At 62.4% G+C, this 13760-nt stretch carries 14 protein-coding genes; 8 read left to right on the forward strand and 6 right to left on the reverse strand.

Annotated features, from left to right (window positions below; translation table 11 throughout):
• Window positions 1-252: 252 nt before the first annotated feature.
• Window positions 253-1134 carry a LysR family transcriptional regulator ArgP gene (locus BSF79_RS08625; protein WP_090269501.1) on the reverse strand — a complete coding sequence of 294 codons (882 nt, stop codon included), beginning with the start codon at window positions 1132-1134 and terminating at the stop codon, window positions 253-255.
• Window positions 1135-1222: 88 nt separating this feature from the next.
• Between BSF79_RS08625 and BSF79_RS08630 the strand changes: the two genes are divergently transcribed.
• On the forward strand, window positions 1223-1813 hold the full coding sequence (locus BSF79_RS08630) for a LysE/ArgO family amino acid transporter (RefSeq protein WP_090269692.1): 591 nt from the start codon (window positions 1223-1225) through the stop codon (window positions 1811-1813).
• Window positions 1814-1856: 43 nt separating this feature from the next.
• Window positions 1857-2762 carry a DMT family transporter gene (locus BSF79_RS08635; RefSeq protein WP_090269502.1) on the forward strand — a complete coding sequence of 302 codons (906 nt, stop codon included), beginning with the start codon at window positions 1857-1859 and terminating at the stop codon, window positions 2760-2762.
• A 120-nt stretch (window positions 2763-2882) separates the two neighbouring features.
• On the opposite strand, the gene choV is transcribed toward BSF79_RS08635, so the two are convergent.
• The 4 genes from choV to BSF79_RS08655 form a co-directional block, all read right to left on the reverse strand.
• Window positions 2883-3911: a choline ABC transporter ATP-binding protein gene (choV, locus tag BSF79_RS08640; protein WP_090269503.1), complete on the reverse strand. Its 1029-nt coding sequence runs from the start codon at window positions 3909-3911 to the stop codon at window positions 2883-2885.
• Complete coding sequence (choW, locus tag BSF79_RS08645) at window positions 3908-4741, reverse strand: choline ABC transporter permease subunit (protein WP_090269504.1); 834 nt, start codon at window positions 4739-4741, stop codon at window positions 3908-3910. The genes choV and choW overlap by 4 nt, the downstream gene beginning before the upstream one ends.
• A 7-nt stretch (window positions 4742-4748) precedes the next feature.
• A complete protein-coding gene (locus BSF79_RS08650; protein WP_090269505.1) occupies window positions 4749-5366 on the reverse strand; it encodes a LysE family translocator in 618 nt (205 codons plus the stop codon).
• 107 nt (window positions 5367-5473) lie between these two features.
• Window positions 5474-6400, reverse strand: a complete 927-nt coding sequence (locus tag BSF79_RS08655; RefSeq protein ID WP_090269506.1) for a choline ABC transporter substrate-binding protein — start codon at window positions 6398-6400, stop codon at window positions 5474-5476.
• Window positions 6401-6476: 76 nt separating this feature from the next.
• On the opposite strand from BSF79_RS08655, the gene betI reads away from it, so the two are divergent.
• The 6 genes from betI (at window position 6477) to BSF79_RS08685 (ending at window position 12965) form a co-directional block, all read left to right on the forward strand.
• The gene (betI, locus tag BSF79_RS08660; protein WP_090269507.1) at window positions 6477-7061 is read left to right on the forward strand and encodes a choline-binding transcriptional repressor BetI; all 585 of its coding nucleotides are present in this window, start codon (window positions 6477-6479) and stop codon (window positions 7059-7061) included.
• A complete protein-coding gene (gene betC, locus BSF79_RS08665) occupies window positions 7058-8566 on the forward strand; it encodes a choline-sulfatase (protein ID WP_090269508.1) in 1509 nt (502 codons plus the stop codon). Before betI ends, betC begins: the two co-directional genes overlap by 4 nt.
• 37 nt (window positions 8567-8603) lie before the next feature.
• Entirely contained in the window at window positions 8604-10064 is a 1461-nt protein-coding gene (gene betB, locus BSF79_RS08670) for a betaine-aldehyde dehydrogenase (RefSeq protein ID WP_090269509.1), read from the forward strand.
• Between the two features lie 110 nt (window positions 10065-10174).
• Entirely contained in the window at window positions 10175-11833 is a 1659-nt protein-coding gene (gene betA, locus BSF79_RS08675) for a choline dehydrogenase (protein WP_090269510.1), read from the forward strand.
• A gap of 235 nt (window positions 11834-12068) precedes the next feature.
• Window positions 12069-12632 (forward strand): hemerythrin domain-containing protein, encoded by a 564-nt coding sequence (locus BSF79_RS08680; RefSeq protein WP_090269511.1) that lies wholly within the window; start codon window positions 12069-12071, stop codon window positions 12630-12632.
• A gap of 96 nt (window positions 12633-12728) precedes the next feature.
• Window positions 12729-12965 (forward strand): HP1242/YdcH family protein, encoded by a 237-nt coding sequence (locus BSF79_RS08685; RefSeq protein WP_090269512.1) that lies wholly within the window; start codon window positions 12729-12731, stop codon window positions 12963-12965.
• Here the strand turns inward: BSF79_RS08685 and BSF79_RS08690 are convergent.
• A complete protein-coding gene (locus BSF79_RS08690) occupies window positions 12950-13759 on the reverse strand; it encodes an alpha/beta hydrolase (protein WP_090269513.1) in 810 nt (269 codons plus the stop codon). The genes BSF79_RS08685 and BSF79_RS08690 overlap by 16 nt on opposite strands.
• Window position 13760: the final 1 nt, after the last annotated feature.

Raw genomic sequence — 13760 nt, forward strand, 5'->3', positions numbered from 1 at the left:
GTCGTTGGGTGCTGATTGGTGGGCTGGGACAGTTCTGATTTGGGCGCGAGGGTTGTCTGAATAGTCTTTTTTGGCGGGCTGCGGTTGCGAATTAATCGTTATATATTGTCTTTTTAAGACTATTTTGCGTTTTTTCAATAAGCCGTCCGGCTGTGGCTGTTTCCGCCAGCGGGTGATGGACGATGACAATTTCGCCGTGGCATTAGATTTTTGGATTTATTTACTGTTTTGCAAGGCCTTGGGCCTATTTCCTCATGTCGATTGTTCAGGCGCGATAAGGGCGGTGGCAGCGGCGTCGCGGATCGAGCGGGTAACAGGGGCCAGTGCCGGGGCCATCATGCGGCTGGTCTGCCAGAAGAGTGGCGTGTCAAGTGTGGCCTGCGGGCAGAGCGGCACCAAGGTGCCGCGCGCCAGATGCGGACGGACCAGCGGTTCGGGGTTCATGCCCCAGCCAAGGCCAAGCAGCGCGGCCTCGGCAAAACCTTGTGTAGAGGGCAGCAAGTGCGTGGGCGGCATTGGCATGGGGCCGAAACGCGTGTGGAGCCAGTTGAGTTGCAGCCGGTCCTTGCGGTTGAAGGTCAGCATTGGCGCTTGCGCCAGCGCCTGTGGCGTGACGCCATGGGCAAAGTGCCGCGCAAGAAACGCCGGGCTGGCGGTGGCGACATAGCGCAACGCGCCAAGCGCCACGCTGTTGCAGCCTTGTGGCGGCTGCGCGGTGCCGGTGATGGCGCCGCTGACCTCGCCGCGTTTCAGCCAGTCGGCGGAATGGTCCTGATCATCCAGCACTAGGTCGAACAGAAGATCGCGGTGCGGCGCGAGCGCGGGCAGAACCCAAGTGGCCAGACTGTCGGCGTTCAGCGCCATGCGCAACCGCGCGGCGGGGCGGGGCAGCGTGTCGGTCAGGCGCGATTCGAGTAGGGCGACATCCTCGGCATGGTGGGCCAGGCGCAGGCCCGCCGCAGTGCCGGTACAAGGCTGCGCGCGGTTGACGAGGGCTGTACCGATCCGCTCTTCCAGATGGCGGATTCGCTGCGACACGGCGGATTGTGTCAGGCCAAGCTGCGCGGCGGCAACCTCAAAACTGCCGCTGCGCAGGACGGCGGCAAGGGTTTCGAGATGGGTATAGTCGAGCATAAGAATCCCTAATGACTTGGCTGATAGTTTAATTTGCTTAATGCACACCCCAGCCATAGTCAAAGCCCGCACAACACAGGAGCATACGATGGAAGCGGTATTTGCAGGATTTGGGCTTGGGCTATCGCTGATCATCGCAATCGGGGCGCAGAATGCTTTTGTGCTGCGGCAGGGGATTTTGCGGGCGCATGTCTTTGCCATCTGCCTGACTTGCGCCCTGAGCGATGCGGCGCTGATCGCCGCCGGGGTGGCCGGGTTCGGCGGGCTGGTGCAGGCGCTGCCCTGGCTGGAACCGGTGATGCGCTGGGGTGGAGCGGTGTTTCTGCTGGTGTATGGCGCGCGGGCGTTCTGGTCGGCTTGGCGCGGGGACGAGGCGCTGGAGGCGAGCAAGGGGCGCGGCGGTAGCCTGAAGGCGGCATTGCTGACGTGTCTGGCGCTAACTTGGGCCAATCCGCATGTCTATCTGGATACTGTGGTGCTGCTCGGATCGGTGTCGGCACAGTATGACGCGCTGGGGTTTGCGTTGGGGGCGATGAGCGCCAGCTTCGTGTTCTTCTTCACGCTGGGATATGGCGCGCGGCTGTTGGTGCCGGTGTTCGCGCGGCCGGGGGCGTGGCGGGCGCTGGATATGTTCGTCGGTGCGGTGATGTGGGTCATCGCGGCGGGGCTGGTTTTCTAAGCCCCCTCTTGCAGAGCCGCCCGGTTCGTGAATTTATGCTGCCATGAGCACCTCCCTTTCTTCGCGCCCGGTTGCCGGCATCTTGTGGATGTTGCTGTCGGGCCTGCTTTTTGTCTGTGTCACCGCATTGGTGAAGTCCCTGGGGCTGGGAATTCCGGCGCCCGAGGCGGCGTTCCTACGCTATGCGATGGGGCTGATTTTCGTCGTGCCAATGCTGAGGACCATCGTGAAGGCCAATCTGACACGGCGGCAATGGGGGATGTTTGCCCTGCGTGGTGCACTGCATGCAGTGGGTGTGGCGCTGTGGTTCTATGGGATGGCACGTATGCCGATCGCCGAGCTGACAGCGCTGAATTACCTCTCTCCGATCTATGTCACCTTGGGGGCGGCAGTGTTTCTGGGGGAAAAGCTGGCGTTGCGGCGCATTCTGGCGGTGGCGGTGGCGCTGATCGGCGCGGTGATCATCCTGCGACCGGGGTTCCGCGAGGTCGGACCGGGGCATGTTGCCATGCTGATCGCGGCGCCTGTATTTGGCATGTCCTACCTGATGGCCAAGCTGATGAGCGACGAGACAAGCCCATTGGTTGTGGTCGGCATGCTGTCGGTTTTCGTGACCATCGGGCTGGCCCCGATGGCGGCGGCGGTCTGGGTAACGCCAAGCTGGCATGTGCTGGGCGTGCTGTTCTGTGTGGCCTGTGTTGCGACGGCGGGGCATTACGCAATGACAATCGCCTTTGCCGCCGCCCCGTTGACAGTTACGCAGCCGGTCACCTTTGTGCAACTGGTCTGGGCGGTTACACTTGGCGCTGTGGTCTTTGGCGAAAGTGTGGACATCTGGGTGGTGCTTGGCGGCGCTGTGATCCTTGGTTCGGTCAGTTTCATTACCTGGCGCGAAGCCATGACAAAGCGTCGGATGCGAACCCCGCCTGCGGTCGCCACCAAGGTCTGAGGCGGGCCTCGCGCCCTGTTTCTTTCTGATGAAAATACTCAAAATGTACCGCCAGCAAAGCGCGGGCTGGGGGTTGTGCGGAGTCCCCCGGCGAGCATTCTCAGCCGCTGAACGTCTCAGTCAGGAGCTGCGCGGGTCGAGCAGTTTGGCGAGGATGCTGTTGCGGGTGATGTGGCCCAGAGTTTTGCCCCGATCAATTACTGCCACAGGCGCGTCATTGCCCTGAGCCGCTTCCATGACGGCGCGGATTGTGGCGTCAGGCGCGACGGTGGCAATGGGGGTTCCTGTGGCCGGGGTCATCACGTCGCGGGCGCAGAGCACGCCCAAGGGGTTCATATGGTTGACGAATTCGGCGACATAATCGGTGGCGGGATTGGTGAAGATATCCTGCGGGGTGCCGCATTGCACGATCCGGCCGCCCTCCATTATCGCGATGCGGTTGCCAAGTTTAAAGGCTTCGTCCAGATCATGCGACACGAAGATGATGGTGCGGTGCAGCTTGGTCTGAAGGTCCAGCAACTCGTCTTGCAGCTTGCTGCGGATCAGCGGATCAAGGGCGGAAAACGGCTCGTCCATCAGCAGGATCGGGGCGTTGGTGGCGAAGGCGCGGGCAAGGCCGACACGCTGCTGCATGCCGCCAGAGAGGTCGGAAACCTTGCGGTCGGCCCAGTCGGACAGGCCGACGAGGGCCAGTTGTTCGTCGGTGCGCGCGGCGCGTTCGGGTTTGGGCACGCCAGCCAGTTCCAGCCCCAGCCAGACGTTTTCGCGCACGCTGCGCCATGGCAGCAGGCCGAATTGCTGAAACACCATGGCGACGTTGTTTTGCCGGATATCGCGCAGGGTTTTGGCGTCGGCATGGGTAACATCGATCAGGCCGCTCGCGGTGGCGACCTCGACATGGCCGCGGACCACGGGGTTCAGGGCATTCACCGCACGCAGCAGGGTGGATTTGCCCGAGCCCGAGAGGCCCATCAGCACAAGGATCTCGCCCGCCTCGACGTCGAGCGAGCAATCGTGCACGCCCAGCACCTGCCCGGTGGAGTTCTGGATGTCGGCGCGGCTTTGGCCTTCGTCCATCAGCGGCAGGGCCTGTTGCGGTTCGTCGCCAAAGACGATCGAGACGTTGTTGAAGGAAACGGCGGTGGTCATTTGCGGTCTATCCTGAGCATACGGTCCAGCAGGATCGCCAGCACGACGATGACGAAGCCGGATTCAAAGCCGAGCGCGGTATTCACCTGATTGAGGGCGCGCACGACCGGCACGCCCAGCCCGTCGGCACCGACAAGGGCGGCGATCACGACCATCGACAGCGACAGCATGATGGTCTGGTTCAGGCCGGTCATGATCTGCGGCAGGGCATAGGGCAGCTCGACCTTAGTCAGGGTTTGGCGGGGCGTGGCGCCGAAGGCCTGAGCGGCTTCCAGCAACGGTTCGGGGGTGGAGGTGACGCCAAGGTGGGTCAGGCGGATCGGCGCAGGCAGCACGAAGATCACCGTGGCGATCAGGCCGGGCACCATGCCGATGCCGAAGAACACAATGGCGGGGATCAGGTATACAAACGTCGGCAGGGTTTGCATCAGGTCCAGCACCGGGCGCGCCCAGCTATAGAGCCGTGGGCGGTGGGCCATGGCGATGCCGATCGGCACGCCCAGCCCCATGCACACGACGCAGGCCGACAGCACGAGGGTGAGGGATTCGGTCGTTTCCTCCCAATAGCCCTGATTCAGGATGAAGAGGAAGCCGAAGACCACCAGCGCGGCGGGTTTCCAACTGCGGTGCAGCGCATAGGTGAAGGCGGCGAAGATCGCGATGATCAGCAGCGGCGGTGGCGATTGCAGGACCCACAGGATCGCCTCGATCATCGCCTCAAGCGCATCCGAGAGGCCATCGAAGAACCACGCGCCGTTGGATTGCAGCCAGTCAAAGATACGGGCGGCGAGTTTGCCGACGGGGATTTTGGTCTCGGTGAGCCAGTTCATAAGTTTGTCAGTGCCTTGGGTTAAGGGCCATGGCAAGGCCGGAAAAAATTAGAAATCCGCCAACGCCCTTGTTCAGCCGGTGCAGCCGCAGCGGCGTAAGCACCGAGGCCATCGCGCGACCGAGGCCTGCGTAAAGCGCCATCGCCAGCAGTTCGAGCGCCAGAAACAGCGCGCCAAGGGTGGCGAACTGTGGCCCGACCGGGGCGGTGAAATCGACAAATTGCGGGAAGAAGGCGGTGAAGATGGCAATGGCTTTGGGGTTGCCGACCGCGATCAGGAAGTCGTGTTTGATAAGCGTTCCCATACGGTTGTCGGTCACGACGGGGGCATCGCCGGTCGGCGCGGGCGCGCGCCAGAGTTTCAGGCCGACATACGCGAGATAGGCGGCTCCGGCGTATTTGACGAGGGAGAAGGCGGTCTCGGACGCGGCCAGAAGCGCGCCGAGGCCAAGGGCCACCAGCGCGATCATCGTGGCAAAGGCGGGCAGGCGGCCGGTGCCGCCGATCAGCGCGGGCCAGACGCCCAGCCGCGAGGCATTGGAAAAGGCCAGCAGGTTGTTCGGGCCGGGCGCCGCGTTAAGCACGAAGCAGGCGGGCAAGAACAGAGCAAGAAAGGTGAGCGTCATGGCGGTGTGTGATCCATCGGTCAGGGCGCGGCCCTGGCACTGCGCAGCAGCCCCCCACCTGTCCTCCCCCCGATCCGGGGGGAGGTACCGCGTGGAGAGCGGTGGGGTCAGAGGCCTAGGGCGGCTTTGGTGGCGGCCATGGCGTCGCCGCCGTCTTTGGTCGTCACGCCGTCAAGCCAGCCAGACAAAGTGTCAGGGTGGGCCTTGAGCCAGGCACTGGCGGCTTTGTCAGGGTCGGTGCCGTCATTCAGGATCGCGCCCATGACTTCGTTTTCCAGCGCGAGGGTGAATTCGAGGTTCGACAGCAGTTTGCCCACGTTCGGGCATTCGGCGACATATCCCGCGCGGGTGTTGGTATAGATCGTGGCACCGCCCAGATCGGGGCCGAAATAGTCGTCGCCTCCGGTCAGGTAGGACATGTCGAAGTTGGCGTTCATCGGGTGCGGTTCCCAGCCGAGGAAGACGATCGGCTCGCCTTTGCGGTCGGCGCGGGTAACCTGGGCCAGCATGCCCTGTTCCGAGCTTTCGACGACCTCGAACCCGGCCAGGCCGAAGGCGTCGGCGGCGATCATATCCATGATCAGGCGGTTGCCGTCATTGCCGGCCTCGATGCCGTAAATCTTGCCTTCAAGCAGGTCTGTATGCGCGGCGATATCGGAGAAATCAGAGATCCCCAGATCGGCTGCTGCCTTGTTGACGGCCAATGTGTATTTGGCGCCGTACAGGTTTGCACGGACGGTATCGACGGTTTTGGCCTCGCGGTAGGGGGCGATGTCGGCCTCCATCGTGGGCATCCAGTTGCCCAAGAATACGTCGATGTCGCCAGCGGCCATCGAGGTATAGGTGACCGGGACGGAAAGCACTTTGATGTCGGTCTCGTATCCCAGCGCGTCCAGAACGACGGTGGTGGCGGCAGTGGTGGCGGTGATGTCGGTCCAGCCAACATCGGAAAAAGTGATTTTGCCACAATCAGCGGCCAGGGCGGGGGTCGCGGCAAGCAGGGCGAGCGCGGACAGTGTCGTTTTCAGGGTCATTGTGGACCTCCCGGTTTTTTCTTGATTGACGAGTCAATAAAAAGGCAACTAGCTTGGCTTGGCAAGGAGTTTGTAAATGCCAAAGCTCGGAATGGAGCCTATACGGCGCGCGGCGCTGGTAAAAGCGACAATTGCCGAAATCGGCGAGGCGGGCACGTTGGACGTGACCGTCAGCCAGATTGCGAAACGTGCGGGCATGTCCAGCGCGCTGGCGCATCATTACTTCGGTGGCAAGGAACAGATTTTTCTGGCGGCGATGCGCCACACGTTGACGGTTTACGCCGCCGAAGTGCGCGGGGCGCTGGCGATGGCGGACAGTCCGCAGGCGCGGGTCGAGGCGATTGTACGCGCCAGCTTCAGCAGCACCAATTTCCGCCGCGAGGTGGTGGCGGCCTGGTTGAATTTCTACGTGCTGGCGCAGGTCTCGGACGAAGCGCGGCGGTTGTTATCGGTCTATCAGGCGCGGATGCGGTCGAACCTGTGTTACGGGTTGCGCCCCTTGGTTGGCGCGCGGGCCGAGGTGGTGGCCGACCGGATCGCGGCTATGATCGACGGGGGCTATTTGCGGCAGACGCTGGGGCTTGGCGTGCCAGACGGGACAGCGGCGGTGGCGCAGGTTCTGGACGGGTTGGCGCTGGAGATTGACAGGGGAATGGAATGAGCCGACCGAACATATTGATTTTCATGGTGGATCAGCTGAATGGCACGCTGTTCCCCGATGGCCCGGTTGACTGGCTGCATGTGCCCAATCTGCGCAAGCTGGCGGCACGTTCAACGCGGTTTGCCAATGGCTATACCGCCAGCCCACTGTGCGCGCCCGGGCGGGCCAGTTTCATGTCGGGTCAACTGCCGAGTGCCACGCAGGTGTATGACAACGCGGCGGAATTTACGTCGAGCGTGCCGACCTATGCGCATCATTTGCGCCGGGCGGGGTATCAAACCTGCCTGTCGGGCAAGATGCATTTCGTCGGGCCGGATCAGATGCATGGCTTCGAGGAACGGCTGACCACCGATATTTACCCCGCTGATTTCGGCTGGACGCCGGATTACCGCAAACCCGGCGAGCGGATCGATTGGTGGTATCATAACATGGGCTCGGTGACCGGCGCGGGCGTGGCCGAGATCAGCAACCAGATGGAATATGACGACGAGGTCGCATATAATGCAACGCGCAAGGTATACGATCTGGCGCGCGGGCATGATGCGCGGCCTTGGTGCCTGACGGTGTCGTTCACCCATCCGCATGACCCCTATGTGGCGCGACAGAAGTACTGGGACCTGTACGAGGACTGCGCCCACCTGATGCCAGAGGTCGGGCCGATCCCCTACGAGGAGCAGGACCCTCATTCGCAACGGATTTTCGACGCCAATGACTGGCGTTCGTTCGACCTGACGGATGCGATGGTGCAGCGGGCGCGGCGGGCCTATTTCGCGAATATTTCATATCTCGATGACAAGATCGGCGAGGTGCTGACCGCGTTGGAGGCAACGCAGCAGGAGGCGACGATCCTGTTTGTCAGCGATCACGGCGATATGCTGGGCGAGCGGGGATTGTGGTACAAGATGTGCTTCTACGAGGGCTCGGCGCGGGTGCCGATCATGGTCAGTGCGCCGCAAATGGCACCGGGTCTGGTCACAGCGCCGGTCAGCAACATCGACATCTGCCCGACGCTCTGTGATCTGGCCGGGGTCAGCATGGACGAGGTCATGCCCTGGACCACGGGCGAAAGCCTTGTACCGTTGGGGCAGGGGCAGGAACGCACCAGCCCGGTGGCGATGGAATATGCGGCCGAGGCGTCGTATGCGCCGATGGTGTCGCTGCGGTATGGCCGCTGGAAATATAACCGCTGCGCGCTGGACCCGGATCAGCTGTTTGATCTCGAGGCCGATCCGCATGAACTGACCAATCTGGCGGGTGATCCGGCGCAAGCGGGCACGCTGGCGTCGCTACGGGCCAAGTCCGAAGCGCGCTGGGATCTGGCGCGCTTTGACGCCGAGGTGCGGATCAGTCAGGCCCGGCGCTGGGTGGTCTACGAGGCGCTGCGCAATGGCGACTACTACCCGTGGGACTACCAGCCGCTGCAAAAAGCCAGTGAACGCTACATGCGCAACCATATGGACCTTAATACGGTCGAAGAAAATCAACGTTTCCCGCGCGGCGACTAAGCCCTTCCTGTTTCTTTCTGAGAAAAATACTCAAATCATGACCTATCCAACCCAACCCACCGCCAGCCATTTCATCAATGGCGCTTATGTCGAAGACACCGCAGGGGCGCCGATTGATGTGATCTATCCCGCCACCGGCGCGGTGATTGCGCGTGTTCACGCCGCCACCCCGGCGGTGATCGAACAGGCGATCACCAGCGCGCGTGCGGCGCAGGGCGCGTGGGCAGCGATGTCGGGCACCGAGCGCGGGCGCATTTTGCGCCGGGCGGCGGATATGATCCGCGACCGCAACCATGACCTGTCGGTGTTGGAAACCTATGACACCGGCAAGCCCTTGCAGGAAACCCTGGTGGCGGATGCCAGCAGCGGCGCGGATGCGTTGGAATATTTCGGTGGGTTGGCGGGCAGCCTGACCGGCGAGCAAATTCCGCTGGGGGATGGCAACTGGGCCTATACGATCCGCGAGGCGTTGGGGGTTTGTGTGGGCATTGGCGCGTGGAATTATCCGACGCAGATTGCATGCTGGAAAGGCGCACCAGCGCTGGCGTGCGGCAACGCGATGATTTTCAAACCGTCGGAAACCACGCCGCTGTCGGCGCTGAAAGTGGCCGAGATCCTGCACGAAGCGGGCTTGCCTGCGGGGCTGTACAACGTGGTGCAGGGCATGGGCGAAGTGGGCGCGGCCTTGGTTACGCATCCGCTGGTGGACAAGGTTTCGTTGACCGGATCGGTCCCGACCGGGCGCAAGGTCTATGCGGCAGCAGCCGCGGGCATGAAGCATGTCACGATGGAGCTGGGCGGCAAATCGCCCTTGGTGATTTTCGACGATGCCGATCTGGACGACGCGGTGGGCGGGGCCATTCTGGGCAACTTCTATTCCTCGGGGCAGGTTTGCAGCAACGGCACGCGGGTGTTCGTGCAGCGCGGCATCAAGGAGGCTTTTCTGGCGCGTCTGGCCGAGCGTCTGGGCGGCGCGGTGATTGGCGATCCGATGGACGAGACGGTGAACTTTGGTCCGATGGTCAGCGAAGGCCAATTGGGGATTGTTGAGCGCTATATCGCCAAGGGTGTGGAAGAGGGCGCGCGGCTGATCTGTGGCGGCAAGCGCGTGCCGGGCGAGGGGTATTATCTGGAACCCACGGTCTTTGCCGATGTGCATGACGACATGGTGATTGCCCGCGAAGAGATTTTCGGCCCGGTGATGTGCGTGCTGGATTTCGACGACGAGGCCGAGGTTCTGGCGCGGGCGAATGAGACCGAGTTTGGGTTGGCGGCGGGGGTGTTTACCCGCGATCTGGCGCGCGCACACCGGATGGTGGCAGGGTTCGAGGCGGGAACATGCTTCATCAACTCGTACAACGATGCGCCGGTGGAAATGCCCTTTGGCGGGGTCAAGCAATCGGGTGTGGGGCGTGAAAATTCCAAGGCGGCAATCGAGCATTACAGTCAGGTGAAGTCGGTTTTTGTACGGATGGGCGCGGTCGAAGCGCCGTTCTGAGCGCTGTTTTGCAAGTATGAGGCCGCCGCTTCGGCACGCCTCCCACCCACCCTCCCCGGCGCGCCGAAGCGGCGGGACTGACCGTTTGGTCAAGCCGAAAAGGAAAAACGATGGAAGCGGATTATGTGATTGTCGGTGCGGGCAGCGCGGGCTGCGCCATGGCGTATCGCTTGGCCGAGGCCGGGGTGAGCGTGCTGGTGATCGAGCACGGCGGCTCGGACGCGGGACCGTTCATTCAGATGCCGGCGGCGCTGAGCTATCCGATGAATATGGGGCTGTATGACTGGGGCTATCAGTCCGAGCCCGAACCGCATCTGGGCGGGCGGCGTTTGGCGACGCCGCGGGGCAAGGTGATCGGCGGCTCGTCCAGCATCAACGGCATGGTTTACGTGCGCGGCCATGCGCGCGATTTCGATCATTGGCGCGATATGGGCGCCGAGGGCTGGGGCTATGCCGATGTGCTGCCGTATTTCAAGCGGATGGAGCATTGGCACGACGGCGGCCATGGCGGCGATGCGGCGTGGCGCGGTCGGTCCGGTCCGTTGCATGTGACGCGTGGCCCCCGGCGCAACCCACTGTTTCAGGCCTTTGTCGAGGCGGGGAGCCAGGCGGGGTACGAGCTGACCGGGGATTACAACGGCGAGAAGCAGGAAGGCTTTGGCCCGATGGAGCAGACCGTCTGGCGCGGGCGGCGTTGGTCGGCGGCCAACGCTTACCTGCGGCCCGCGTTGAAGCGGAAGAATTGCACGCTGGTGCGGGCCTTTGCCCGGCGGGTTGTGATCAAAGAGGGCCGCGCCGTGGGGGTCGAGGTCGAGCGCGGCGGTAAGATCGAGGTGATCCGGGCGCGGCGCGAGGTGGTGCTGGCGGCATCCTCGTTGAACTCGCCCAAGTTGTTGATGCTGTCGGGGATCGGGCCTGCGGCGCATCTGGCCGAGCATGGAATTGATCTGGTGGCGGATCGGCCCGGCGTGGGGGCAAATTTGCAGGATCATCTGGAGCTCTATATCCAGATGGCGGCCAGTCAGCCGGTCAGCCTGTTCAAATACTGGAACCTGTGGGGGAAGGCGCTGATCGGGGCGCAATGGCTGTTTACCGGCACCGGGTTGGGTGCGAGCAACCAGTTTGAAAGTGCGGCGTTCGTTCGGTCGAAACCCGGTGTGGAGTATCCCGATATTCAGTATCATTTCCTGCCGATCGCTGTGCGCTATGATGGCAAGGCGGCGGCCGAGGGGCACGGATTTCAGGCGCATGTCGGGCCAATGCGCAGCGAGTCGCGCGGGACTGTGAGCCTGCGCAGCGCCGATCCGGGCGACGCGCCGGTGATCCGGTTCAATTACATGAGCGAGGCCAGCGATTGGGACGATTTCCGGCGCTGTATCCGGCTGACGCGCGAGATTTTCGAGCAGGCGGCGTTTGCGCCGTTTGTGAAAAGCGAAATTCAGCCGGGGGCGGATGTGCAAAGCGATGACGAACTGGACGGGTTCATTCGCGAGCATGCCGAGAGCGCCTATCATCCGTGCGGGACATGCCGGATGGGGCGTGCGGATGATGCGATGGCAGTGGTGGATGCGCAGGCGCGGGTGATCGGGGTCGACGGGCTTCGCGTGGCTGACAGCAGTATTTTCCCAAGGATTACAAATGGTAATCTGAATGCGCCCTCGATCATGGTCGGCGAGAAAGTAAGCGATCATCTGCTGGGGCATGAGGGGCTGGCGCCCGAGAATGCTGAACCCTGGATCAGCCCGCGCTGGCGCGAGGCGCAGCGTTAACCTTCCTTGACTGCCCCTCTTGAACGTCAGCGGCGACGCGCTGACGTATCGGGGATGCTAAGGGTTTGTGCTCTTTTGCGCCTATGATTTACCGACGGGTCTGTTGGCGGGCCTGTGGCTAGGATTCGGGTGATCGACGGTGACACGATAGCGGCACAATCACGGTCGAACGCTGCACAGTCACTGTGCGGATTTTGTCAGCGACGGAATGGGCTGGGGGCTGTAAAGTGGCGCCATGACAGAGACATATCCGCTTGAAAGCCGCGAAGGCTTGCCCGAACATCTGCGCGTTCTGGCAGAGAAGTACCCGCGCGATATCTGGCGCGGGCATGGCAATTTCAATGAACTGACGGCGTTCTGGCTGGATCGGCATCTGATGTTCCGTCAGGTGATAGACCGGATCATCGGGGATACTCAGGCGCATCTGGATGGCAAAGCCCCCCGGTACGGCGCGGATCTGTCGCGCTATACCGGCTTTTTTCTCGATCAACTGCACGGGCATCACACGATCGAGGATGATCATTACTTTCCGCAGTTTCAACGGTTTGACCCGCGCATGGTTGAAGCGTTCGAGCTGTTGGACCGTGATCATCACGCGCTGGACTTTCATATGAACCGGCTGGCGGAAAGCACCAACGACGTGCTGCGCGGCTTGCAGGCAAATCAGCGCGCGATCGACCACGCGGCGCAGTTGCTGGAGGTGCAGGAAGGCTTTCGTGGCTTTTTGCATCGCCATTTGTCGGATGAGGAAGAGGTGATCGTTCCGGTTGTTCTGGAATATGGCGCGCAGATGGACTGAGGCGCGCGATTGCGTCACACGGTTTGATCCGTGTCAAAGCTGCGGCGTGGCGGCATCTCTAAGGTCTTGGTGACGCAAGAAGAAGGAGACTGCGCGATGTCCAATACCCCCCATGAATTGCATGAGGAATTCCCTGAATATCAGGAGAAGATCCACGATCTGAAACAGGCCGACGCGCATTTCGCCAAGCTGGCGGAAGACTATCACGAGGTGAACCGCGCGGTGCACCGGGCCGAGACCAACGTCGAGCCGATGGACCAATTGGCCGAGACCGATCTGCGCAAGCGGCGCGCGGTGCTGAAGGATCAGATCTGGGGCTATTTGTCGGCGTAACGGTCGATAAAGCGCCAGAAATCCGGCAGGGTATCGCTGCGCCAGAGGTCGGCATGACCCGCGTCTGCGATCGCCAGAAAACGTTTTTTCAAGGAGGGGGCGGCAGAGTAGATCTGTCGCCCTTGTTCTATTGGAATCAAGGTGTCCTTGGCGCCGTGGATAATCAGCAGCGGTAAATTCAGGGCTCCGGCGCGGCCGAGGCTGTTCCACTGATTCGCCATCCTTCGGGTCAAGGGCGCAAGCGGCGGATAGGCATTCGCAGCAACATCGGGCAACGAGGTATATGGAGCCTCAAGCAGGAGGGCGGCGGGGTGGTCAAGCCGACTGGACACGGCGACAGCAATGGCGACGCCGGTACCAAGGCTTTCGCCATAGAGCACCAGATGGTCCGCGGTCAGGCCGGGGATCAGCTGCGACCGGGCGGCGTAAACTGCGGCCATGTCGGTCGCTATTGCCTGTTCAGACGGCTTGCCGCTGCTGCCTGACGAGCCGCGATAGGCAGGGGCGATCAACCCATAGCCGCGATCCAGAAAGCGGCGAAATCGCCCGGCGCGGTCGCTCAGATTACCCGCATTGCCGTGGAAATACAGGACCGTCGGCTTGCCCGGCGCGGGATCGGCAACCCAAAGGATCAGGCGGGCGTCGCCGGTTTCAAAGCTGACCTCGCGCAGGCGCGCGTCCTCAGGCGCGGTGCGGGTAGCACTGAAGGGATAAACGACCATCCGCTCGACCGGACCGAAGAGCGCGACAAAGCCAAGCGTCATCAACGTGAGGATCACGAAAACACGGCGCATG

Origin of the sequence: Thalassovita taeanensis (assembly GCF_900110775.1) — a bacterium.
Lineage (GTDB): Bacteria > Pseudomonadota > Alphaproteobacteria > Rhodobacterales > Rhodobacteraceae > Litorimicrobium > Litorimicrobium taeanense.